This window comes from Hyphomonas polymorpha PS728 (genome assembly GCF_000685315.1).
In the GTDB taxonomy this organism is placed as follows: Bacteria; Pseudomonadota; Alphaproteobacteria; order Caulobacterales; family Hyphomonadaceae; genus Hyphomonas; species Hyphomonas polymorpha.
In genome coordinates this window covers 1-22761 of record NZ_ARYM01000032.1, presented here as the reverse complement: position 1 = coordinate 22761, position 22761 = coordinate 1, and the positions used below count along the sequence as shown (strand labels likewise).

Genomic DNA, 22761 nt, shown 5'->3' with positions numbered 1-22761 from the left:
TCAGGTGGCCTCCGTTGAGAGCGATGCTTTTTCCAGGCTGCGCCGGTAGGGGGCAAGGCCCAGCGTGAGAATGATCGCCGCCACCGGAAGCGCGACTGCCGACACGATAAAAATCGAATATCTCAAGGCACTATCATCGCGGAAAACAGTGTCCGTCACGAGGGCGATCGCTGTCGGGCCAAAACCGAGGCCGATAAGGTTCACTACGAAGAAGTAGAGGGCGGTAATCCGTGCCCTGTATTCATTCGGTGTGATCAGTTGAAGGGCGACGCTGCCGACGCCATGCATGGTGATCAGCAGGAAACCAGGCGCAAGCAGGGCGAGCGCCAGGGACGAAGACGGCATCAGCGGCGTCAGTATAAGAAAAGGGCCGCCAAGCAGGAGGGACAGCCGCATTGTGCGGATGTGCGCATCGCTGCGGCCCCGTGAGAACATACCGTCGGCGATGAAGCCACCGAGGAGGAGCCCGCCTGCGCCGCACACCGCCATGATGGCACCAAACCATAGCCCCGCATCGGTGATGCTGATGGGATAGGTGCGCGCAAGAAAGGCGGGTATCCATGCTATGGAGCCATACATCACCATGCCGATCAGTGACATGCCGGCAAAGAGGCAGCCCAGTGCCGCCTTGTTGCGCATGACATGAGCGACAAAGTTTTGCGCGCTCGTGGGATCGGCTGTTTCTGCCGCCCGCCCCCGCCGGAAGGGTTCGCGCACGGTGAACATGAGCAGCGCCAGGAGCAAGCCCGGAAGTGCCACGATGGCAAATGTCAGCCGCCAGGCCTCCACTTCTCCCAGCAGGGGCAGGTGGATCGCGGGCGCCGCAAGGATCGCCTTGATCACCAGCGCGCCCAGCATCAGTGCGATGCCTGATCCCAAGGGAACGCCAATGGAATAGACCGCGATGGCCCGCGCCAGTTTCTCGCGCGGAAAGTAGTCGCTCAGCATCGAATACGCCGCCGGCGACAGCGTGGCCTCTCCAACCCCGACCCCGACGCGCGCAAGAAACAGGCCTGCATAATTTGTGGCGGTGCCACATAACAGGGTCATGAAGCTCCACACGGTCACGCCGCCGACGATCAGGTTGCGGCGGTTGTGCCGGTCAGCAATCCACGCGAGCGGCAGGCCGGCGAGCGTATAAAACAGCGCAAATGCCAATCCGATCAGTAGGCTGAATTGCGTATCGCTGATGTCCAGGGCGGCCCGCACGGGCGTGACGAGAAGGCTCAATATCATCCGGTCGATGAATGAAAGAGTGTAGGCCAGCAGCAGGATGAAAACCACATACCAGCTATAGGCCGGAGAAGGCCATGGCGGAGAAGGCGGGGATGCACCTCCAGGTTTAGCCGTCGATGCTGTGGTTTCCCGCTGTGTTTCCGTCACGTTCATCCTCCCGGTGGCTGCCGTTCAAACGGTCTGTTGCCGATTCGAAAAATATAGATTAGCTAACTAACTAGTAGTTAGCTATCTAAGCAAATTACAAGCCAGAGTCAAAAATGACCTGGAGGGGCAGGGCCCGCCAAAAGGAGGAAACGAGATGTTGAAAAATTCAGGAACACGTATTGCTCTTACGCTAGCGTTGCTGGTTCCGGCTATCGCTGCGCCGGCGTTCGGGCAGGAGGCCGCTGAAATAGACGCTGAAGTCACCTATGAAACTGTCGTGGTCACCGCGCAGCGCCGCGAGCAGAGCCTGCAGGATGTTCCGGTTGCAGTCTCTGCGTTCACTGCAGAGCAGTTGAAGAACAGCAGTATCGAAACAATTCAAGACCTTGCCTTGCGCACCCCGGGCCTGACTGTCGGGGCGGTTGATCCCATACAGAACAATTTCTCGTTGCGGGGGATCGGAACGGCCGCAGGCATCAGCCAGAATGCAGGCGGCGACGGTTCCGTCGTTGTTTTTGTTGACGGGGTCTATGCTGGTCGTGGAGGTACGCCGGATTTGGATGTGCTCGACCTGGAGCGCGTGGAAGTATTGCGCGGGCCCCAGGGAACACTGTTCGGCAAGAATGCCATCGGCGGACTGATCCAGTTCGTCAGCCGTAAACCCTCTGACACGCCATCATTCTTTGCTGAAGGTACGGTCGGTAATTTCAGCAGATACAATGTCACGCTTCGTGGGAATGTTCCGCTGTCAGACAAGGTTTTCCTTTCCGGCGGGCTGGCGCACAAGCAGCGCGATGGCTTCGAGTTCAACGAAACCACTGGCAACGACGTCAACGATCAGGATGTCACGACTGCCCGGCTCGCCGCGCGATTCCTGCCGTCAGAAAATCTGGATATCGTGCTCAGGGCAGACGGAACCTGGCAAGATCAGGCTGGCAACCCCAGAGACAACAATTGCGACGCAACCTTCAATGGCGGGGTGCATTGTGTGGGCGTAAACCCCGATCCGCGCATCGTGAATGCCTATATCGACGGGCAGATTTTCCGGCAGATCAACTCACTCAGCGGAGAGCTGAACTGGACCACGGATTTCGGGACGCTCACATCGCTGACTGCTCTGCGCGAGGTGAAGTACAAGTTCCGTACGCCTTTCTTCAGCAACCCCATCAACCCGCCAACGCAAATCGAGTCGACTGATTTCGGAAGGGAAGAAGCCACCCAGTTCAGCCAGGAGCTGCGCTTCGCATTCGAGGCGATGAATGACCGGCTGCAAGGCCAGGTCGGCCTCTACTATCTGGACGAGGATATTGACCGGCTGCAAGGCCAGATTCAGGATTTTCCGGTACCTGCCCAACAGGGCACCGCCATCTATCCCCAGTCTGTAAATGCCAAGAGCTTTGCCGTGTTCGGGCAGTTTGACTATGCCGTCACTGATACGCTGACAGCAACTGTGGGTGCCCGGATGACCTGGGAAGAAAAGGAAGGGCGTTTTGCCGGCATGAAAGTTTCCGGCCCGGGGCTTCCGCCCCCGCTGGGCAGCCTTGATGGATACGACGTTCTGGCATCGGAAAGCTGGGATGCCTTGACGCCTCGTTTCGCGCTCAATTGGCAAGCATCGGATACTGTCATGCTCTACGCTTCGGCGGCCAAGGGCTACAAGAGTGGCGGGTTCCAGGGGCTCTCAGGAACGGCGGCGGGTGCGTCCACTCCGTACGATCCAGAGTTTGCGTGGGGTTATGAGCTCGGCGCCAAGACCGAGTGGCTGAACCGGCGCCTGACCCTGAATGCGGCGCTCTTCAAGACCGACTATGAGGACTTGCAGATTTCCCAGCTGGTACCGCTCTGCTGCGTTGTTGTCAGCAATGCGGCAAAAGCGGAGATTCAGGGTTTCGAAGTGGAATTTGTCGGCCGCCTTACAGACAATCTCCGGCTCGATGGCAGCTATTCATGGCTCGACACGGAGTTTGTGGAATACCGAATTCCGGGAACGGATTACACGGGCAATGAACTGCCCCGGTCGCCTTCGGGAAAATACAATATCGGAGCTCAGTATGAGGCTCCGATCGGTGATTTCCGCCTGCTGGCCAGGGTCGACTATTCCTGGGTGGATGATGCATTCTTCGAGGCTTCCAATGTTGCCGCGCAGCTCTGGCCCGAGCATGACAATCTCGATGCCCGCCTCGCGGTCACCCTGCCGGATGATCGCTGGCAGGTATCGCTCTGGGGCAAGAATCTCACCGATGAGCTGGTTCCGACTTATGTGACTTATTTCGGTCCCTTCCGGCAAACTCTGGTGCCGTACAGCCCTCCGCGGACATATGGCCTCAGCCTCTCCTACACGATGTAAACTGACTTGGGCGCGCGCAGGCAATTTGCCCGGCGCGCCCTCACTTTTTGGGACTTCCATCATGCAAAACCCCGCTTTCCGATATCTTTGCACCTACCGCGCTGATCTGAACGAGCCTCAGCAGATGATCGGCAAGGCCCATTTCGGCCGCCGCATGATCGCCGTGCTCACCGGGGGGGTGGTTGAAGGGGAGCGTCTCCGGGGCCGGATAGTTCCGGGTGGTGGCGATTGGGCAACCATTGACGAAAATGATACCCTGCGTCTCGATGCCCGCGTCACAATGGAAACCCACGATGGCGCACTGATCTTTGTGTCCTATCGCGGCGTGCTCAGGCCTATGAGCAAGGTAAGAGAGTATTCCGTGCGCGGCGGACCGGCCAATGATGCCGAGCGGGCGCAGGTATATTTTCGAACTACGCCAATCTTCGAAACCGGAGATGAGCGATATGCTTGGTTGAACAATATCGTGGCTGTCGGTCTTGGCGATTCCATCGGCGGCGCCGTCCGCTACAACGTATTCGAGGTGCTGTAAGAATGCGTCCTTTCAAGGCGGTGACCGCAATAGCGGCGCCGCTGCCCATTGCTCATATCGATACCGATCAGATACTTCCAGCCAGGTTTATGAAAACGTTGACGCGGGAGGGGCTGGGCCGTCGTCTGTTCAATGACTGGCGGTATGAAGCGGGCGGTGGAGAGCGAGGGAACTTCGTGCTCAACCAGCCCCCATGGCGCGCGGCAGAGATCCTCGTCGCCCGGGAGAATTTTGGCTGCGGCTCCTCCCGGGAACATGCAGCCTGGGCGCTAGACGATTTCGGATTCCGGGCAATTATCGCGCCCACCTTCGGGACAATCTTTGCGACCAACTGTGTCAAGAATGGCATTTTGCCCGTGACCCTGAGGGGAGCGATCTGCGATACGCTGATGGCGACCTTATCTGCTGGGAAGAACACGTTGGTGCGTGTGGACCTTGAGGAATGCCTGGTAACCGGCCCAGACGGCCAAACCCATTCCTTCGATGTTCGGGAGGACTTTCGTGATACTCTTCTGGCGGGGCTAGACGATATTTCCCGTACACTGAAATATTCTGACGCTCTTTCGGATTTCGAATCGAACCGCAAGCTGTGAGCTGGTTTCAGCGCTTCAAATAAGTGTGCGAAAATCCGTTATCTGACCGGTTATAGCGGCTGCTGTAGCCATGGCCGGGCTCATCAGGTGTGTGCGTCCAGCGGGACCCTGCCGGTTTTCAAAGTTTCGGTTTGACGTCGACGCGCATCGCTCGCCGGGGCTCAACCGGTCGGAGTTCATCGCGGCGCACATGGAACAGCCTGGCTGGCGCCACTCAAATCCGGCATCCATAAAAATCTTGTCGAGCCCTTCGTCCTCGGCTGCCTGGCGGACAAGGCCGGATCCTGGGACCACAATTGCCTTCACGCTCCCGTGAACTTTTCGGCCCTTCAGGATGATCGCCGCCGCCCGCAGGTCTTCGATGCGGCCATTGGTGCAGGATCCGATGAACACCCTGTCTATTGCCGTACCAGCAATGGGCGTCCCCGGGGCAAGCTGCATATAGCCGAGGGCGCGCTCCATCACCGCCCGCACTCTCGGATCGGCCTGATCGCGAGGGTCTGGGATTTGCGCGTCGATGGCAATACTTTGCGCTGGATTGATGCCCCAGGAGACGACGGGGCCAACATCTGAGGCATTCAGCGTAACCGTCCGATCAAAGAGGGCGTCTTCATCGGTCTGGAGCGCCCTCCAGCCCGGCAGGTGCGCCGCCCAGGCATCCGCCGGCATTCGCTGTTTCAGATAGGCGAATGTTGTTTCATCCGGGGCGATCAAGCCGGCACGCGCCCCTGCTTCAATGCTCATATTGCAGAGCGTCATGCGGCCTTCCATGGAAAGGGTCGAGATCGCTTCACCGCTATATTCGATCACATGATCTGTCGCCCCATCCACGCCTAGAACAGAGATGAGCTTGAGGGCCAGATCCTTGGCCGTAATGCCCTCCTGCAGCTGCCCGTTGACGATGATCTGCAGATTTTTGGATTTCCGTTGCCGGATGGCCTGGGTTGCCATGACATGCTCGATCTCGGAGGTTCCGATCCCGAAGGCCAGCGCGCCAAAGGCGCCGTGCGTCGATGTGTGGCTGTCTCCACACACGATGGTCATGCCCGGTAAGGTTCGCCCGAGTTCAGGCCCCACGACATGCACGATCCCATTGCGAAGATCTCCCAGCGTGTAGTGCTCAACGCCGAATTCCGCGCTGTTGCGCGATAGCGCTTCGATTTGCAGGCGCGACGCGGTGTCCTCAATTCCGGGAGTTCCCAGTTCCTGCCTGATAGTGGGCACGCAATGGTCCGCCATCGCCAGCGTCAGGTCCGGCCGGCGTAACGGGCGCCCCAGAGCTTTCAGGCGGGAGAAGGCCTGAGGAGACGTCACCTCATGCAGCATGTGAAGATCAATGTAGAGAATAGCTTCGCCATTGTCCTCGGCAACAAGGTGCGCATCCCACAGTTTTTCATACAGAGTTTGCGGCCGGGCAGGGGCTGTTTTGCCTGTCATGAAAGGCTCCGGTCAGATATTCTGAAGGTTAGATAGCTAACTTATTGGCTGTGACCGGTTTGGCAAGCTGAACCGGCTGGCGCCAGGCAGATGAATTGATTTGCGGACCAATTTGAATTAGCTATCTATGTAAATGAGCCCTGATCTCCTTAAGCAAATAACAGGGCAGGAGGAACAAATGGCTGAACAACGTCCGTTCGAGTTCAAAGGCGTAAATCACCTCGCGCTGGTCTGCCGCGACATGAAGAAAACGGTTGAGTTTTACCGCGATACGCTGGGCATGCCCCTCATCAAGACGATCAACCTGCCCAATAATTCAGGCCAGCATTTTTTCTTTGACTGCGGCAACGGCGATTGCATTGCCTTTTTCTGGTTCCCGGATGCGCCAAAGGCCGTGCCGGGAATTTCGGCGCCGTCTACCCTGCCGACACGCGGAAGCTTTGTCTCTGCGCACGGATCAATGAACCATATTGCACTGAATGTTCCGGCAGAAAAGTTTGACGAATACTATCAGCGCCTGATCGAGCGCGGGGTCGATGTCACACCGATCCTCAATCACGACAATTCGCCGATGCAGGTCAGCGCTGAAGTGACTGACGATGTGTTTGTACGGTCGGTATACTTCTTCGACCCCGATGGCATCTGCCTGGAGTTTGCTTCCTGGACCAAGACATTCGACGAAAGCGATGTCGCCCACGAGCCCATCTCGGTTGAGGAGGTCTAACGTTCAAGCCGGACCGCGGCAGATCAGGGCGGCGGAGCGGGTGTCTGGATCATCCGGTCTTCGGATTCGAGATTCTGGTTCACCTTTGTTAGCAGACGCCGCAGCTCGGACTTTTCCTTGGCGGTCAGCCCCTTTGTGGCGAGCTCATTGACCTCTTCAACCAGAGGCATGAGCTTTGCCTTCAGGGCCCTGGCCTTGGGCGTAAGAAAGATGTTGATCTTGCGGCCGTCTTCGGAGCTCTGCTTTCGGGTAATCAGACCAGCCTTTTCCAGACGTTTGACGGCAATCACGGTGGTTGGCTCGCGCATGCTTACCCGTTGGCTGAGTTCACGCTGACTGATGCCGTCCTCGATCCACAGCACCCGCAGGAAATGCCATTGTGACGCTGTCACGCCATACGCGGAGGTGCGCGCTTCCAGCGCGCGGGAGACCGACCGGAAGGATTTCCGCACAAGATAGCCAAGACTGTTGCTCCATTCGGAGTAAGGGCTTTCAGTTCCGGCTTTTTTTGTCATGCGAAATGCGCTCCTGTTCATTCCCGAACTATATGGAGGGTGCGCGTTTCAAGGCAAGCACCGGTTGCCGGGCGGGACGGGGATAGTTGAAGAAAGTTAGCTCAAAAAAGGTTAGGTAGCTATGCAAATCTCCTGAGATTTGCTACCGCACGAAATCAGAAGAAGCAGCCCTTTGGCATGTTTCCTGTACAGACAATTGGAGGACCGTCCGAATGACCGATAAAGGCCTGATTGAGGACACAGTCGATAGCCGTTTCGTAAGCAGTGAATCGCCCACGTCTCCCAGGATCATGGCGGGAGGGCATCCCTGCCAGGGGATTTACTGGACCCCCAAAGGCACCCCAAATCCGCGCGTGGCCTTCATCGCCACCCATTACAATGTCGACTTCAGCGAACACTATTTCGCCGCGTATCTCGCCTCTCGGGGGTATGGTTTCCTCGGCTGGAATACACGCTATCGCGGTGCCGAGGACATGTTCCTTCTGGAACATGCGCTGGTGGACATCAGTGTGGGGGTCAAATGGCTGCGCGAGGTGGCAGGCGTCGAGACAGTTGTGCTCTTTGGAAACTCCGGCGGCGGTTCGCTGATGGCGGCCTATCAGGCTGAGGCAACCCGCTCCACGCTCTCCGGAAAACTGAAAGGTGCCGGCGCTGAACGCCTGGCCGCTCTGCCACCGGCTGATTTCTATGTTTCCAGCAACGCCCATATCGGCCGCCCGGAAGTGATGACTGACTGGATGGATGCTTCAGTGACGGATGAATGGGACCCCGTCGCCACGGACTCGTCGCTGGATCCGTTCAATCCTGACAATGGCCCGCCCTATTCGCCTGAATTTGTCACCCGTTACCGCGCCGCCCAGCGCGCCCGCAACCAGCGCATCACCGATTGGGTGAAGGCTGAGCTTGCCCGTCTTAATGCTGCCGGAATTCCAGACCGTATCTTCCCGCTCTTCCGTATGTGGGGCGACTTGCGCTGCATGGACCCCTCCCTGGATCCCTCCGACCGCAAACCGCGCTGGTGTTATCGTGGCGATCCCGTCATTGCCAACAGAAGCCCGAGTATTGGCCGCGCGTCGATGCTGACCAGCTGGCTTTCCATGTGGTCGCTGGAAACTTCGGATTGCCAGGGAGAGCCGCACCTTAAAAAGCTGACAGTGCCTTCTCTGGTTATTCAGGGTACGGCGGATACCGGTGTTTTTCCGAGTGATGCGGCCCGTATTCACAACGCCATCGGCGCGTCCGACAAGCAGTTGCAGATGCTTCCCGGTGCGCATTATTTCGAGGAATCTGCGCAGCATCGGCATGACGCAGCCGATGTTGTTTCAAGCTGGCTTCAGGCGCGGATCTAAGCATGGGCACAAAGCCTCAGAGTATCGCCATCGTCGGCGGCGGCGCCATGGGATCGGTTTTTGCCGGCCTTTTCGCTGCTGCTGGCCATCAGCCGGTGGTTATAAGCCGTCCGGGGGCGCACATTGAGGCCATCGCTGCCAGTGGCCTGCGTCTGGAGGGGGCGAGTGGTGACCGGACAGTTCAGGTGCGGGCGCTCACGGCGCCGCCCAATGAGGTGTTCGATCTCATTATTCTGGCTATGAAGGCTACCCAGGTAGCTGGCGCTCTCCAGGGGCTGGCCCCAATGGCCGGCCCCCAAACTGTTATCCTTACGATGCAGAACGGGCTGGGCGCTGCAGATATGGTGGCGGAATTCTTCGGGGAAGAGAGGGTGGCCGTAGGGATTGCAGCAGGCTTTGGCGCGTCGGTAGTATCGCCCGGCCATGCGCGCCACGCCGGAATGGGGGCCATTCAGATCGGGGCCTATGGGAGCCTTCCTGCAGACCGGATTTCCGAGATTGCAGAGCTCTGGCGCAGCGCGGGGTTCAATGCCGAAGCGGCTGACGATATCGTCAGTATGCAGTGGGAAAAGCTGATCTGTAACGCTTCCTTCAGCGCGCCCTGTGCTATTTCCGGGCTTACGGTTGGTGAGGCGCTGGCGGATCCGGCTCTGGGTGAGGTTTGTATTGCTGCTGGCCTTGAGGCTTGGGAAATTGCGCGCGCCGCCGGTGTGGCGCTCAAGGTAAGTGATCCCGAGGCCTATATTCGTGCCTTTGCCCAGCGTGTCGCCGCAGCAAAGCCATCCCTGTTGCAGGATTTGGAGTCGGGCCGCCAGACAGAAGTTGACTATATCAACGGCGCCGTTCCCCGTGAGGCGGCCAGGATCGGCCTTGCGGCGCCGGTGAATGCCGTGTTGACGGCGCTGGTGAAATCCTTCGAAGGCCGCCGAGGCGGCGCCTGATTAGCGTCTTTCAGCCCGAGATCTGATCAATATAGGGACGAAGTTCCGGCTTGGCCTCCAACCCAAACCCAGGCTGCTGGGGTACTTCGATCATTCCCTCCGTGATGGGAAGACCGGGCAGGTAGCCTCCGAAAGGCTGGAACACCGCTGGATACGCCTCGCAGCCGCCAAGGTTCAGCCCGGCGACTATGTGCAGGTTCAGCAGGTGCCCGCCATGCGGAAAGGCCATCGTCCGGCTGAAGCCGGAGGCCTCCATCAGGGCAATCATCCCGGCATATTCGGTCAGCCCATAGCTGAGGCCGGCATCCATTTGGAAAATATCGATGCCGGGCCGCATGCCGCCATGGCGCAAAAGATTACGCACATCCGGAATGGAAAACAGGTTTTCGCCCGTAGCCACGGGCCCCTGATAGGCGTCAATCACTTGTCGGTTGAGATCATAGTCCAGTGGATCTCCCGCCTCCTCATACCAGCGCAGCTGATAGGGCTTCAGCCGTTCGCCCAGAGAGATCGCGTCTTCAAGGCCAAACCGCCCATTGGCATCGACGCTAATACGCCTTCCGGAACCTGCCTGCTCTACGGCTGTTTCGAGCCGGGCGATATCTTCCTTTAACGGAACACCGCCTACTTTCATCTTGAACTGCGTAAAGCCCATATCCTGATAAGCTTTCAGTTCGTCGCGCAGCCTGTCTGCGCCGCCCTCGGGATAATAATAACCGCCAGCTGCATATACGCTGACCTTGTCGGCCTGTGTCCTTCCAAACGCCTTTGCGATGGTATTGGCTGCCGGTTGATCCTCAAGCTTGGCGAGGAGATCCCAGGCGGCGAGTTCAATTGCCGCAATCGCAGAGGCCCTGTCTCCGTGGCCGCCCGGCTTCTCATCTTTCATGAGAACTTTGGTTAGCGCCGCCGGAGAGAGGCATCCATCTAGGCCGAGATATGTCTCAGCCGGGGCAGAGGCAGCGCGCGGAATGAGCCGCTCCCGGATGATCCCGGATTGCGCAAAGCGGCCTATGGAATTGAACGCAAAGCCTGTTACCGGCCGACCGTGACGCATGACATCGCTGACCACCGCAACCAGTGACACCGTATGCCGGGAGAAGTCCACCACAGCATTGGCGATATTGCCCGACAGGCGCACCGGCATTTCCCGGATTTCTACGATCTTCATATGGCTCCCCCGGCATCGGCGCGAACAAGGCTTGTATGGGTCAAAATAAGTAGCTAGCTAAGTAATATATGTCCATGCTTCTTCTTTGAGATAATGCGCGGGAGGGTAAAATGTCGGCCGTGAGAATACTTGTTTTGGCGGGGAGTGGGCGGGACGGCTCGTTCAACCAGCGGCTGGCTGACTGCGCCGCCACGCTCGCCAGCGCGCAGGGCGCAGAGGTCACTTCCATCCGGCTGGAAGATTTTGACCTCCCGATATATTCCCACAGGCTGGAGACAACGGCTTTCCCCGAAAGCGCCCGCCGCCTGAAGGCTCTCTTCGTTGAGCAGGACGCAATCCTGATTGCATCGCCGGAGTATAACGGATCGGTCAGTGGGCTACTCAAGAATGCCATAGACTGGGCCTCTCGGCCAACCGATGGGGAGGGGCCGCTCGCGCTCAGCGCGTTCCGGGGCAAGGTTGCGGGCATTCTGTCTGCCTCTCCGGGTCCGTATGGCGGCCTGCGGGGACTGATGCATCTGCGTCAGATCCTCGGTACGGTCCAGATGCTCGTTGTTCCGGAGCAGGCGGCCGTGCCCTTCGCAGATCGCGCTTTCGACGGCGCGGCGCTGACCGATCCGGTTGCGGCCCAGGTTCTGCCATTGCTGGTGCAGCGCGTCATCAAGACTGCAGGATCGCTCAAATGACGAACAAGGTGTCTCCCTCCACCCTTTCTGACGCCCGTTTCCGCCTGCCACCGGGCTACGCGCCGTTCATGACATCCTTGCTTCTCTCAATTTTCATGTGCGCGTTCGTTTCCTTGGTTTCCACGATAAAAAGCGAGGGCATCACGTCAGGTCTTCTCGGCGCCTGGCTCAGTGCCTGGCTGATCAGCTGGCTGCTTGCCTTTCCGGTCGTCCTCGTCGTAATGCCCATCGTTCGCCGTCTCGTTCGTCTCATCTGCCGTCCGGTTTGACGGCTGCGGCGTGGCGCGAGGCCTGCCGGGATGATGTGAGTACGAACAATATGATTGAGATTGGACCGTTGGTTCTGGCCGCAGATCGCCTGATAGGTATCTTGCTGGTCTGGCTGTTTCTGGCGGGCGCGGGAGTTCTTGCGCGGCGTTCGGGAGACGATTTCGGGCGGCTCTCGTGGAGCGCGGTGATGATTGGTGTGTTGGCCGCGCGCCTGGCTTTCGTGGTCCAGAATATCCGGCCTACCTGGCGGAGCCCTGGTCAATCCTTGCCGTCTGGCAGGGTGGTTTCACCGCATGGGCCGGGGTTCTGGCCGCAGCCGGCGTGATATTGGTTGGAGGCAAGGGGCGGCGCTCCGCCGTTGTTCTGGCCGCAGGCGCGGGTCTTCTTTTCGCGGTCTTCCAGGCAGCGAGCTTTGCGCTGGAGACGCGCGAAAAGACGCCCTTTCCGATGGATGTGCAAATCGAAACGCTTGAGCAAACACCGTTGCAACTCGAAAGCCTGGCGGGAAGGCCCTTCGTGGTGAACCTCTGGGCCAGTTGGTGTGGACCCTGCCGGAGGGAAATGCCAATGCTTGTTGAGGTTGCTGAAGGATCAGCAGTCCCGGTATTGCTCATCAATCAGGGCGAGGACTCATCTGTCATTCGCAAATTCCTGGAGAGGGAGGGCATCCAGTCCGGCATGATCCTGCTCGATCCTGATCAATCGCTCTCTGCTGCTGTTGGATCACGGGCCTTGCCGGCAACTCTTTTTGTCGGCGCCGATGGAATGATCTATAAAACCCATGTGGGCGAGATATCCAGAGCGGCGCTGATGAACGGCATCCGGGAAATCGAAAGCGCGCTTAAGTGAACTGGTGATCAGGGCTGTTTCCCGTCTGCCCAGGAAAGGCGGACATAGAGCAGCCCCCCGTCAGTATCATAAGGGGCATTGCGGGAGTATATCAGCCCCTTTGATTTCTGCAGGCCGGCTTCATCCGGATAGGTGTTGAACAGATTTTCCGCGCCGATGCGTAGACGCCACTGATCAGTGAGCGCGTAGCTGATTGCAATATCGGCAAATGCCTTCGCCCCGAACCTCTGCAGGCTGAGATTTTCGTCATCGGCATAGTCGGACCAGGCTCCGCTCAACCGCACCCGCCCTTCCAGCCGCCAAGGGCCGTGGTCAAAGCTGGCGGTTGTCTGAGCCGAATGAGCCGGCAGGAACTCCTCAAACCGGCGCAGCCGAACGGGATTGTCCTGGAGAGATCCATTCAGAACCTTGATCGTATTGTAGGTATAGGAGGCCTTGATGGAAACTTCGCCGTTCGAAACGGAATGGCTGAACTGCGCCATCAGATCCAGCCCTTGCGTCCGGGTCCGGAAGTCATTCTGGAAAAACGTAACTTCAGTTATGCTTTCTCCGCCCGGCACGCCCAGGGCCGTCAGTCGCGCGCGCTCAACCGGGGTAAGAGCGTAGATGTCAGACAGAGTGAACCGATCATCGATCTCAATCTGGTAAGCATCCAGAGACAGGAACAGTTTGTCGGCCGGAGAGAAGATGATGCCTGCTGACAGATTTTCCGACATTTCCGGACGCAAAGGCGCGATAGATACATCCGGACGTGCGTTCAAAATGGCCGCCACTGGACCGGTTGGCGAGAACCGGCCCTGAGTGAACACATCGAGCGTCAGCGCGCTGACCCCCTGCGAGGTGCGTTCCCCAAATATCTGGCCGGGCGTTGGCGGGCGGAAGCCGGTTGAGACCGTGGCGCGCAAGGCCGCGCCGTTCCCCAGCGCATAGCGCGCCGAAACCTTGCCGGTGATGGCCTCGCCAAAGCCGGAATAATCTTCATAGCGGGCGGCCATTCCCAGTTTCAGGCGCGGGGTAAGGTTCGATTCAAAGTCGGCATAGACAGCATGGCTTTCCTGATCGAAATCTCCCGCCTGAAGCGGCGTATAGCCGGGAAAGCCGTTGGAGCCGGAAGTAAGCCCATCCACCGCGCCGGCGCCAATGGCATAAGATGCAGGATCACCGGCGCGGATAGTATAGATTTCGCGGCGATACTCCGTGCCATAGGCAAGGGATAAAGGGAGGCTCCAGGCAAGGCTCTGACGCAGATCGGCATTCACCGTATACTCTGTCTGCTGAAGGCTTCCGGTGTTGAATGCGGTGGGGCTTTCCGGCCCCATGGACGCATTGATTGTGTCGAAGAGGAAATAATCGATACGGTTACGCCCGAAGCCGGCGCTGATATCGAAATCCAGACGATCACCCGCATTGCGATAGCCAGAGAGAAGGGCGCCGTCCCTGTAGTCCTGCCCGAACTGCGGGGTAAAACCGTTGGGATACACGTCGGCCAGACTGAAATCTTCGAAGGCATCTGTGGGGCCGTAAAGGCTGGCAGTTTCCGGGTGGCGCCAGTTGAAATCTGAAAGGCCGGCCCCCTGATTATAGCTCCCTTGCGCGTAAATCTCGCCGCCATTGTCCCGGACGTAGGCAAAATTCATCAAACTGCGGATGTCTTCCCGTTCCGGCTGTCCCCAGCGCTGGACGGGATTGCGCAATGCGACTTCCGGATGCTCCTGCTGCCAGGCCAGGGCATCTTCTCTCTGGCGGGCGCGAGACGTTGGGGCGGCGTGGCTATACTCGCCGGTGATCCGCCACCGGGCACGATGCATCTCCGCGCCCCAGGCAATTCCCAGGCGATATTGCTCCCCATCACCATCCTGATACTGACTATGCTGTGTGAAGATATCAATTCCGGCTTCGTCGCGAGTGATGATATTGATAATCCCGGCAATGGCATCTGCGCCATACTGAGCGGAGGCGCCATCCTTGAGGATTTCGATGCGCTGGATCGCGCCGGCGGGAATCTGTGCCAGATCCGGCGCCTGCGCTCCCTCTGGCCCAAGCAAAGCGGATTTGTGGCGCCGTTTTCCATTGATGAGGACGAGCGTGTGGTCCGGCGCAAGATTACGCAGCCGCGAGGGGCGCACATAAACATTGCCATCGCTGAGCGGCAGGCGCTGGGCAGTAAACGAGGGCACGAGGTGCGCGAGGATGTCGATCACATCGTCGGAAGCAGGCGCCATGATCTCCTGCCCGGGAAGAACTTCGATTGGAGCCATGCTCTCGCTGAACAGCGGGAGGGTGCGCGATCCTGTTACCACGACAGGGTCAAATATCCGCAAGCTGTCCTGCAGGGGTGGCAGTCTGAGGGGCGCAACCGGTTTGGTCGTCAGCGGGGCAGAGCGGGCAGTGGCCGGGGCATCTGCCTCTATCACCCATACGCCTTTGGTACGGGACTTGTAGCGCAGCCCCGAGCCTTCCAGAAGGAGGGTGAGCGCTTCCTCCACATCGCCAGCCCCGGCGATCCGGGGCGCCTGCCGCGCGCTCAGGTCTGGCGCATTGGCGATGATCACAAAGCCGGTCTCGGCTGCGAGTTGGTTGAGAGCGTCCGCCAACGGTTGGGCATCGACATTGATACCGCCGGGAGCCGCCAAGGCAGGCCCGGCAGCCAAGCAACTCAATGCGAAAGCCGCCAGGCTGCGGGGCATCGTCCTCTCCGGCGGCTGCGCCGCACGCTTCACGCTGCTTTCAAGCGGTCAGCCATGACAGCAGAATGACAATGGCAGGCCATGGCTGCATTTGCCCCCAGAGTGACGCCGGGCTGCAACACCTCCGCCGGCTCAGGTCAGGACCGGAAAGCCTCGGCGGTTTCCACCAGCGCGGCGGCAAGGCGGGTGCAATCGTCAGCGGAGTTATAAAGAGCCGGAGTGATGCGCACACAGGCTCCGCGCGCCAGGCCGGTGCGGTGCGTGGTAAAAATGCCGTGCCGGTCAATCAGATGCTCGACGATTGCCTGGTTCGCGCGTGCGCCGGCATGTCCCGCCAATCGGAAGGAAGTGATCCCCGCATGCACGCGCGGATCATCTGCGGTCAGGATGTCCAGTCCGGGAATGGTGCGAACTTCCCGCACCCACAGGTTCCGCAAATGGGCCAGGCGAGCTGCCTTGTTTTCCGGCCCGATCTCCAGATGGAAATCCAGAGCGTCGCCAAGAGTAAGGAAGGTGGCAAAGTTTGTCGTGCCGGTATGAACGCGGTTCTGGATGCCGCCTACACCTTCAGGCAATTCAGAAATGTCCGGTGATATGGCCTCAAGCCGGCTGCGCCGGATGTACATCAGCCCGGCGCCTAGCGGCGCGCCCATCCATTTGTGCAGGTTGAACCCGGCAAAATCGGCGCCAAGGTCATCGACCGTAAAGGTGGTCTGGCCCCAGGAATGAGCGGCATCGACGATGCAATCGACCCCGCGCTCCCGCGCCAGAGCCGTAATCTCCCTGACCGGAACCCTCAGCCCGTTCCGATGGCTGATATGCGTGAGCAGGAGAAGCTTCACATCCGGGTTTGCATCAAGCGCGGCTTCATAGAAATCGAGGATTTCATCAAATTCTGCGGGCTCCGGGGCCTCCAGACGCACGACGCGGCACTGATTGCGCAACGCCAGAGTTTCCATCGCGGTCTGGATGGAGTCGTAGTCGATGTCGGCATACATCACCGCGTCGCCTGGCTTCAGCCCGTTATAGCCGCGCAGGATGGCCTGCAGCGCTTCGGTGGCCCCGCGGGTAAAAACGATCTCGTCTTCGCCGGCGCCAAGAAAAGCGGCCAGGCGGGCGCGAATGGGTTCGATGTCCTTGTAGAACTGGCGGCGCGCATACCAGGAGTTCTGCCGGTTCACATAGTCTGTGTGGCGTTTGAAAGCCTCCAGCACGGGGCGTGCCATCAGGCCCCAATATCCGTTCTCGAAATTGGTGACCTCACTGGTCACTTCATACTGAGCCGCAATTCTGGCCCAATAGGCCTCGTCTTCTGGGCGAACTGGTGAGGTTTCCCGCGGGAGGGTGGCCCCAGTTCCGGAAACGGCCCCAAGGGCAGCCGCGCCAGCGGCTGCCCCCTTCAGGACCATGCGTCGTGTGATCGTCATGGTATCAGATTACCTCAGAAGCGGATGTCGGTCCGGATGTAGTATTGCCCGCCATCGGTATCATAGGGCGCGTTACGGGAGTAGATAAGCCCGCGATTTGCCTGATAGGTGGCTTCGTCCGGATAGGAGTCGAACAGGTTTTCAGCACCGATCCGGACACTGACGGCATCCGTCACCTTCCAGGTGGCACCGATATCCATCAGCACCATCGAGCCGAAGTCCTGATAGACAACACCGTTGGCGTTGTCCGAGAAGTCCCGCCACTCGCCATAATAGCGCAGACGTCCAAACACTTCCCAATTACCCAGCGAGTAGGTGGCCTGAACATTGCCGGTGCTGCCGGGAATGCCTTTTTCGAAGCGGGCGGCTGTGTCCGGATTGGTGGCAAGGCTGCCGGCACGCACTTCTGTTTTGTTGTAATTGTAGGCGCCGGTCAGGTTGAGGTTGCCAGGCCCCACGTCACGGCCCCAGGAAAGAACAAGGTCCAAGCCTTGGGTGCGGGTGTCAAAGTCGTTCTGATAGAAGAAAGCCGAAGTGATGCTTTCGCCGCTGGGCACACCCAGGGCCACCAGCTGCGCACGCTCTTCAGCGGTCAGACGGTAGGTGGCAGAGGTGCCGAGGCGGTTGTCCACGTCGATCTGGTAGGCATCAAGCGTGGCCGTCAGACCAAAGCCCGAATTCCAGGCAAGACCCAGCGACACGTTCTGGGACTCTTCAGGTTCCAGCGGATTGATCGTAACACCCGGACGCGCGCTGATGATCTCGGCAACCGGACCCTGCGGGCTGTAGCGGCCATTGGTGAACACGTTAAGCGTGGTCGTGTCGAGACCTTGTGTGATCCGCTCACTGAACAGCTGCGCAGGCGTGGGCGCGCGGAAGCCCGTAGAGGCCGTAGCGCGCAGAGCAAGGCCATCGGCCAATTCAAAGCGGGTCGACAGCTTGCCGTCGATGTTGTCGCCGAAGACCGAGAAATCTTCGTAACGCAGCGCAGCGCCCACCGTCCAGCGGCTGGTGACTGGGGCTTCAAGATCGACATACGCAGCATAGCTTTCCTGATCCCAGTTGCCAGCTTGGGCCGGGCTGAATCCCGGAAAGCCGTTGGAGCCCGAAGGGAAACCTTCTGCAGCCAGCGGACCGACAGCATAGGAGGCATATTCGCCGGCCGAGATTTCATACTTCTCCAAGCGCCGCTCGGCGCCAAAGGCGATGTTGAGATCATCTGCCAGGAAGCCAAGCGCCACCGGATAAACGAAATCGGCGTTCAGGTTGAACTCGGTTTGACGCAGATTGCCGATGTCAAAGCTGGTGGGGCTTGCCGAGCCGAGCGATGCGTTGATCGACTCATACATGAAGTAGTCAATGTCGTTCAGGCCATAGCTGGCGCTGAAGTCGTAGGAGAAGCCTTCCGCATTGGTGCTGCGATAACCGCCGGTCAGCGAGAAATCTTCGTCGTCCTGGCCAAATTTCGGGGTGAAGCCCGCCGGGAAAATCTCGGTGAGATCATAATTGGGATCCACCGTACTGTTGCCATAAGTGTTGGTGGTCAGCGGGTTGCGCCAGTTGAAATCCGACACGCCTGAACCCCAGCCATGGGTGCCGAAAACATAAAGCTCGCTCGCGTCAAACTGATAAGCGCCATTCATGGCAAAGCGGAATGCCTGACGCTCTGCCTGGCCCCAGTTCTGAACCGGGTTTGGAACTTTCAGGTCAGGAAACTGCGCCTGCAGCTGCTCCGCATCCGGACGTTGACGGCTGCGAGAGGTGGGCTGCGCATCTGTATATTCGCCGGAGAGGTTGAAGTAGCCGCGGTCAAACGCAAAGCCCTGCTGAGCGCCCAGGCGATATTGTTCGCCATCGCCTTTGTAATACTGGCCAGCCTGAGCAAAGACGCGGGTGCCCGGCTTGTCTTCCAGAATGATGTTGATCACGCCAGCAATGGCATCAGAGCCATACTGTGCCGATGCGCCATCGCGCAACACCTCGATGCGTTTGATCGCGTAGGACGGGATCTGCGCCAGGTCGGCTGCCTGCGCGCCGTTGGAGCCGAGCAGAGCGGAGCGGTGAAAGCGTTTGCCATTCACAAGCACCAGCGTGTGGTCTGCCGAGAGGGCGCGGAGAGAGGCCGGGCGCACAAATACCTGGCCATCGGCCATCGGAAGACGCTTCACATTGAAAGATGGCACGAGCTGAGCCAGCGTATCCATCACCTCGTCCGAGACGGTGAGATTGATCGCATCGCCCGAGATCACATCCACCGGCGCAAGGCTGTCAAACGCCGTACGCGGCGCGCCGCGCGTACCGGTCACGATCACGGCATCCTGGACATAGGCTTCGGTTGGCTGAGCCGTTTCATCAGCCTCCTGCGCAAGGGCGGGCAGGGCGCAGCCAAGCGCAATGCCAGATGTCACCAGCAAAAGGGCCGCGCGAAGAGAAAACGTGTTGGTCATCGGGTTCCCCGGAAAAAGACTTGAGAGACCCCGGCCATTCGGGCCAGAGATCCGTCCGCACAAAAGGTGTGGACGCCGGGAAGACAGATGAGGGAGGCGGGAATTTCAGGCCGGAGCCAAACTTCACAAAAGGTTCACCGCTTTCACGGAACCGTCATCTTCAGGGTTATTCGGACACGGAATAAATATGAATTTCCGATGACGTATAGTTGATGTCGAGCGGATAGGCTTCGTCGAGCCCCGCAAGCATGATCTCGATCTGGTTGACCGAAAAGCTCATGGTGAGGCGCAGATCGCCAAGGGTTTGATCCGCAAGCGTGATCGGCCGCGCGCTGTAGCGGTTCACATCGTCGATTATGTCGCCAAGGCGCGCGTCCACATAATAGAGTTGGCCGCGGCGCCATGCTGCGGACCGGGCCGCATCAAAGGTCGCGCTTGCGTCAAAACCCTTGCCGGTGCGGTAGGTAACCTGAAGTCCACCCGTAAGGGAGACAGCCGGGAGCCCCTGCACCCCGGTAACCGCCACATGCCCCTCTTCGACACTGATGATGGTTTCAGCCGGGCGCCGGCGTATATCGAACTGCGTGCCCAGAACCTTGACCTGAACATCGCCCGCGCGAACGTCCAGCGGGCGTTCCGGTGCCCGGGCGATGTCGAAATAGGCGTTACCCTCCACCAGGGTGAGCGAGCGCTGATCGCGCGTGAAGCGCCCCTTGACCTCCGAGCCGGCGTCCAGGGTCAGCCGGCTTCCATCCGAAAGATCGAAGGTCCGGATCTCGCCGATTGCGGTGGCAAGGTAGATGTCTTCGGAGGGGGCCGTCTGCATCAGTGGGGCAACAAAGATAAGGGCAACGCCGCAGGCTGCAGCTGCCAATAGACCGGCGACCAAGCGCCGGCGTTGGCGCGAGGGCGCAGCCGGCCGTCCCGCACGGGGGACGGCTATCCTTGCCGGGGCTGAAAGAATATCTTCAACGCCCTCCACCTCAGCAATCGCCATCCAGCCAGCCCGCAGCCCTTCTAGCGCCCGGCGATGGTCCGGAGAGGCGGCCAGCCAAAGCTCCAGCTTTTTGTCTTTATCCGGAGTGTGCTCTGCCCCAAGCAGGTATGCCATCCAGGCGCACGCCTCTGCCTCCACCCCGGTGGGGGGCGGCGCAGTCTTATCCGGAGGAGGCAGTGCAGAAGTCATGGGGTACCGGAAATCTAGGGGCGGAGTGCCTGCTGAATGGTTTCCAGGGCGCGGGTAAGCTGACGGGAAATGTCAGCCTCACTCCAGCCGGTGGCGGCGCGGATCTGGGCATAGGTTTCACCATGAAACCGGCTGCGCAGGATGATTTCCCTTTGCTTGGGCGGCAGCGCCTTCAGAACATCGGCCAGCGCTATGATTGCCTGTTTCCCCATGAAGACAATTTCGGGAGAATTTTCTTCCAGCTCCGCGTCAGGAAATTGAGTTTTTTCCAATTCCGCATGGGCGCGGGCGCGCTTTTCCCGGCTGCGGGCATTCAGGGTCAGGTTGATGGCCGTCCGGAAGAGGAACGCGCGCGGAGACTGGATGCGGGAGAAGTCGTCCAGCCGGGCGATCTGTTCAAACGCCGCCTGCGCCATATCCTCCGGGTCCGGCGGGCCCGCGCCGTAGAGCTTGCGCAATCGGCCCACCAGTTCGCCGAAATGATTGCTGTAAAGATCCCTCAGGAAGGCATTGCGCATTGCGGCGCGCTCCCCGTCACTTCGCGGGGGCGAAGAAGCAGGCAGGGCTTCGCCGTTTGAAGCAGGGTCAGCTGAGGCGCCGGGGAGCATGCCCTGCGCCATCGGCTGTCTGATCGCGGCTGTCAAGCCGGGCGGGGCGACCGGTGGCGGCTAGCGCCTTCAGTGCGACAGAAGCAGCGGCAGCTTCACATCCCGAAGCATGCTGCGGGTCATGCCGCCGAACAGGGCCTGCTGCAGCCGCGCATGACGGTATCCGCCCAGAACGATCATGTCGGCATTCTTGTCCATGGCCACCTGCAGGATAACCTCATGCGCAGAACGCCCGAGGCTGCCTTCGTTGCGCAGCGTCACCTTGTGCCCGTGCCGGGCAAGATGCGCGGCAATGTCGAGGCCCGGCGCGTCCCCATGGTCCAGGCTTCCGGCCTTGGCGTCCACCGTCACCACGGTGATCTCGGCGCCCTCATCGGCCACCAACAACGCATCGTGCACCGCGCGGGCCGCCTCACGGCTCGCGTCCCAGCCAACCACAATCCGTTTGCCAACCGGGCCGGATTTCCACTCCACGGGCGCAACCATCACAGGCCGGCCGGACCCAAGCAGCGCCGCCTCGATCATCTGGGCGTGCGGCTGAAGAATGTCTTTCGCAGGTGCACGGATGATTGTGAGATCGGCATGCCGCGCAATGGTGGCGACCAGAGATTCCAGATTGGTCCCATAGGTCCGGTGGCGGCGCAGTTCGCAGCGCAGGTCTTTCTTGTCGAGAGTCTTCTGGAGGTCGGCCCAGAACCGGTCGATCAGTTCTTTGTCCTGATTGAGTTGCTCCACATAGGCCGCGCCCATGCCGAATTCGTTATAGAGGATCGGGGCCGGCATGATGCCGATGGCGGAGCAGGCGACATGCGCGCCCGTCTTGGCGGCCAGCGCCTGCGCAAGGTCCAGCGCGCCCGCGTCTTCCTGAGCGCTCGCAACGCAGATGGCAATGTCTTTCAGCTGCATGATGTCCGTCCTCCCTGGCAAACCATATCTTGGTCAAATAGATACATTGTAAGCGGCCGGCGCACCAAATCCGGTTCAGATCAGAAAAGAAATCCGGACAAGGATGACGCACCACCTGTCAGCCCAGTGAGCAACAAAAACCCCAAGGGTAGTATAAGTAGAATTACGGGTGCTGGCAGGCGGGCCGGAATCTCAAAGGTGCGGACGGTCTTGACGCCTCCCTGACAAGTATGATCCGAAGACTGACTTGCGGTGATCAGCTGGCAACTACTGGTCAGGCGGCGGTCCCCACATCACTCCTTGCTGTGGAAAGCCCAAGGGGGGCGAGCTGCGCTTCATGTTCCATGCCCGATGTCGTGATTTGAGAGAACGCTTCGGTTGCGCGCTGCAGCTAACGCAAGACCATCGGTGCAGGAGCTTCGAGAGGGGAGCACACAAACAGTGGCACATTGCTGGCCATTGAAGTTTAGCTAGCGGCTGATCCACAGGAAGATCGTTGCGAAGATGAGCGCAGCGATTGCCACAACCGAAGCTGCAAAGGTCAGTGTCCGCCAGGGTTGTAACCCCTGCAAATATGCAAATGAGTGCCCCAGTCGCGCCAGAACGAATAGTCCGAAGATGGGGATAGCAATGTACGCGGAACCACCCGCCACTACATAGATCAGACCCAAAAACAGAAAGTAAGCGTCCGGCCTGACCGACC

General features: G+C 59.5%; 20 protein-coding genes. 9 read left to right on the top strand and 11 right to left on the bottom strand.

Annotated elements, in window-relative coordinates:
- Nucleotides 1-1383: a spinster family MFS transporter gene (locus tag HPO_RS17975; protein ID WP_162174069.1), complete on the bottom strand. Its 1383-nt coding sequence runs from the start codon at nucleotides 1381-1383 to the stop codon at nucleotides 1-3.
- Between the two features lie 154 nt (nucleotides 1384-1537).
- On the opposite strand from HPO_RS17975, the gene HPO_RS17970 reads away from it, so the two are divergent.
- The 3 genes from HPO_RS17970 (at nucleotide 1538) to leuD (ending at nucleotide 4855) form a co-directional block, all read left to right on the top strand.
- The gene (locus HPO_RS17970) at nucleotides 1538-3730 is read left to right on the top strand and encodes a TonB-dependent receptor (protein WP_084324437.1); all 2193 of its coding nucleotides are present in this window, start codon (nucleotides 1538-1540) and stop codon (nucleotides 3728-3730) included.
- Between the two features lie 61 nt (nucleotides 3731-3791).
- Nucleotides 3792-4262 carry a DUF3237 domain-containing protein gene (locus tag HPO_RS17965; RefSeq protein WP_035602084.1) on the top strand — a complete coding sequence of 157 codons (471 nt, stop codon included), beginning with the start codon at nucleotides 3792-3794 and terminating at the stop codon, nucleotides 4260-4262.
- Nucleotides 4263-4264: 2 nt separating this feature from the next.
- Nucleotides 4265-4855 (top strand): 3-isopropylmalate dehydratase small subunit, encoded by a 591-nt coding sequence (gene leuD, locus HPO_RS17960; RefSeq protein WP_035602021.1) that lies wholly within the window; start codon nucleotides 4265-4267, stop codon nucleotides 4853-4855.
- Nucleotides 4856-4870: 15 nt separating this feature from the next.
- Here the strand turns inward: leuD and leuC are convergent, their stop codons facing one another.
- Nucleotides 4871-6292 carry a 3-isopropylmalate dehydratase large subunit gene (leuC, locus tag HPO_RS17955; protein ID WP_035602018.1) on the bottom strand — a complete coding sequence of 474 codons (1422 nt, stop codon included), beginning with the start codon at nucleotides 6290-6292 and terminating at the stop codon, nucleotides 4871-4873.
- Nucleotides 6293-6470: 178 nt separating this feature from the next.
- Here leuC and HPO_RS17950 point away from each other — a divergent pair, with 178 nt between their 5' ends.
- Nucleotides 6471-7016, top strand: coding sequence for a VOC family protein (locus HPO_RS17950; RefSeq protein WP_035602014.1), 546 nt, complete (start codon nucleotides 6471-6473; stop codon nucleotides 7014-7016).
- Between the two features lie 23 nt (nucleotides 7017-7039).
- On the opposite strand, the gene HPO_RS17945 is transcribed toward HPO_RS17950, so the two are convergent.
- Nucleotides 7040-7531 (bottom strand): MarR family winged helix-turn-helix transcriptional regulator, encoded by a 492-nt coding sequence (locus tag HPO_RS17945; RefSeq protein ID WP_035602011.1) that lies wholly within the window; start codon nucleotides 7529-7531, stop codon nucleotides 7040-7042.
- A 212-nt stretch (nucleotides 7532-7743) separates the two neighbouring features.
- On the opposite strand from HPO_RS17945, the gene HPO_RS17940 reads away from it, so the two are divergent.
- Together HPO_RS17940 and HPO_RS17935 are read left to right on the top strand one after the other, a co-directional pair.
- Complete coding sequence (locus HPO_RS17940) at nucleotides 7744-8880, top strand: alpha/beta hydrolase (RefSeq protein WP_035602009.1); 1137 nt, start codon at nucleotides 7744-7746, stop codon at nucleotides 8878-8880.
- A 2-nt stretch (nucleotides 8881-8882) separates the two neighbouring features.
- A complete protein-coding gene (locus HPO_RS17935; RefSeq protein ID WP_035602007.1) occupies nucleotides 8883-9821 on the top strand; it encodes a ketopantoate reductase family protein in 939 nt (312 codons plus the stop codon).
- 10 nt (nucleotides 9822-9831) lie between these two features.
- Here the strand turns inward: HPO_RS17935 and HPO_RS17930 are convergent, their stop codons facing one another.
- Nucleotides 9832-10992, bottom strand: a complete 1161-nt coding sequence (locus tag HPO_RS17930) for an enolase C-terminal domain-like protein (RefSeq protein WP_035602003.1) — start codon at nucleotides 10990-10992, stop codon at nucleotides 9832-9834.
- 110 nt (nucleotides 10993-11102) lie between these two features.
- Between HPO_RS17930 and HPO_RS17925 the strand changes: the two genes are divergently transcribed.
- The 3 genes from HPO_RS17925 (at nucleotide 11103) to HPO_RS20765 (ending at nucleotide 12797) form a co-directional block, all read left to right on the top strand.
- Nucleotides 11103-11678: an NADPH-dependent FMN reductase gene (locus tag HPO_RS17925; protein ID WP_035602000.1), complete on the top strand. Its 576-nt coding sequence runs from the start codon at nucleotides 11103-11105 to the stop codon at nucleotides 11676-11678.
- Nucleotides 11675-11947 carry a DUF2798 domain-containing protein gene (locus tag HPO_RS17920; RefSeq protein ID WP_051612798.1) on the top strand — a complete coding sequence of 91 codons (273 nt, stop codon included), beginning with the start codon at nucleotides 11675-11677 and terminating at the stop codon, nucleotides 11945-11947. The genes HPO_RS17925 and HPO_RS17920 overlap by 4 nt, the downstream gene beginning before the upstream one ends.
- A 175-nt stretch (nucleotides 11948-12122) precedes the next feature.
- Nucleotides 12123-12797, top strand: a complete 675-nt coding sequence (locus HPO_RS20765; RefSeq protein ID WP_051612797.1) for a TlpA family protein disulfide reductase — start codon at nucleotides 12123-12125, stop codon at nucleotides 12795-12797.
- Between the two features lie 8 nt (nucleotides 12798-12805).
- Here the strand turns inward: HPO_RS20765 and HPO_RS17910 are convergent, their stop codons facing one another.
- From HPO_RS17910 to HPO_RS17880, 7 genes are all read right to left on the bottom strand, one after another.
- Nucleotides 12806-15484 carry a TonB-dependent receptor gene (locus HPO_RS17910; protein WP_051612796.1) on the bottom strand — a complete coding sequence of 893 codons (2679 nt, stop codon included), beginning with the start codon at nucleotides 15482-15484 and terminating at the stop codon, nucleotides 12806-12808.
- A gap of 137 nt (nucleotides 15485-15621) precedes the next feature.
- On the bottom strand, nucleotides 15622-16911 hold the full coding sequence (locus HPO_RS17905) for an aminotransferase class V-fold PLP-dependent enzyme (RefSeq protein ID WP_035601996.1): 1290 nt from the start codon (nucleotides 16909-16911) through the stop codon (nucleotides 15622-15624).
- A gap of 14 nt (nucleotides 16912-16925) precedes the next feature.
- Entirely contained in the window at nucleotides 16926-19358 is a 2433-nt protein-coding gene (locus HPO_RS17900) for a TonB-dependent receptor plug domain-containing protein (protein WP_084324435.1), read from the bottom strand.
- Nucleotides 19359-19524: 166 nt separating this feature from the next.
- The gene (locus tag HPO_RS20045) at nucleotides 19525-20544 is read right to left on the bottom strand and encodes a FecR family protein (protein WP_084324434.1); all 1020 of its coding nucleotides are present in this window, start codon (nucleotides 20542-20544) and stop codon (nucleotides 19525-19527) included.
- A gap of 14 nt (nucleotides 20545-20558) precedes the next feature.
- Nucleotides 20559-21062 (bottom strand): RNA polymerase sigma factor, encoded by a 504-nt coding sequence (locus HPO_RS17890; protein WP_162174068.1) that lies wholly within the window; start codon nucleotides 21060-21062, stop codon nucleotides 20559-20561.
- Nucleotides 21063-21221: 159 nt separating this feature from the next.
- Nucleotides 21222-22058, bottom strand: coding sequence for a universal stress protein (locus HPO_RS20040; RefSeq protein ID WP_051612793.1), 837 nt, complete (start codon nucleotides 22056-22058; stop codon nucleotides 21222-21224).
- 470 nt (nucleotides 22059-22528) lie between these two features.
- Nucleotides 22529-22761, bottom strand: a 233-nt coding sequence (locus HPO_RS17880; RefSeq protein WP_035601993.1) for an MAPEG family protein, incomplete at its 5' end; no start/stop codon positions are given.

Coding starts and splice junctions, on each gene's coding strand:
- HPO_RS17970 (WP_084324437.1), top strand. CDS start 1,538: ATGTTGAAAAATTCAGGAACACGTATTGCTCTTACGCTAGCGTTGCTG.
- HPO_RS17965 (WP_035602084.1), top strand. CDS start 3,792: ATGCAAAACCCCGCTTTCCGATATCTTTGCACCTACCGCGCTGATCTG.
- leuD (WP_035602021.1), top strand. CDS start 4,265: ATGCGTCCTTTCAAGGCGGTGACCGCAATAGCGGCGCCGCTGCCCATT.
- leuC (WP_035602018.1), bottom strand. CDS start 6,292: ATGACAGGCAAAACAGCCCCTGCCCGGCCGCAAACTCTGTATGAAAAA.
- HPO_RS17950 (WP_035602014.1), top strand. CDS start 6,471: ATGGCTGAACAACGTCCGTTCGAGTTCAAAGGCGTAAATCACCTCGCG.
- HPO_RS17945 (WP_035602011.1), bottom strand. CDS start 7,531: ATGACAAAAAAAGCCGGAACTGAAAGCCCTTACTCCGAATGGAGCAAC.
- HPO_RS17940 (WP_035602009.1), top strand. CDS start 7,744: ATGACCGATAAAGGCCTGATTGAGGACACAGTCGATAGCCGTTTCGTA.
- HPO_RS17935 (WP_035602007.1), top strand. CDS start 8,883: ATGGGCACAAAGCCTCAGAGTATCGCCATCGTCGGCGGCGGCGCCATG.
- HPO_RS17930 (WP_035602003.1), bottom strand. CDS start 10,992: ATGAAGATCGTAGAAATCCGGGAAATGCCGGTGCGCCTGTCGGGCAAT.
- HPO_RS17925 (WP_035602000.1), top strand. CDS start 11,103: ATGTCGGCCGTGAGAATACTTGTTTTGGCGGGGAGTGGGCGGGACGGC.
- HPO_RS17920 (WP_051612798.1), top strand. CDS start 11,675: ATGACGAACAAGGTGTCTCCCTCCACCCTTTCTGACGCCCGTTTCCGC.
- HPO_RS17910 (WP_051612796.1), bottom strand. CDS start 15,484: ATGCCCCGCAGCCTGGCGGCTTTCGCATTGAGTTGCTTGGCTGCCGGG.
- HPO_RS17905 (WP_035601996.1), bottom strand. CDS start 16,911: ATGACGATCACACGACGCATGGTCCTGAAGGGGGCAGCCGCTGGCGCG.
- HPO_RS17900 (WP_084324435.1), bottom strand. CDS start 19,358: ATGACCAACACGTTTTCTCTTCGCGCGGCCCTTTTGCTGGTGACATCT.
- HPO_RS20045 (WP_084324434.1), bottom strand. CDS start 20,544: ATGACTTCTGCACTGCCTCCTCCGGATAAGACTGCGCCGCCCCCCACC.
- HPO_RS17890 (WP_162174068.1), bottom strand. CDS start 21,062: ATGCGCAATGCCTTCCTGAGGGATCTTTACAGCAATCATTTCGGCGAA.
- HPO_RS20040 (WP_051612793.1), bottom strand. CDS start 22,058: ATGCAGCTGAAAGACATTGCCATCTGCGTTGCGAGCGCTCAGGAAGAC.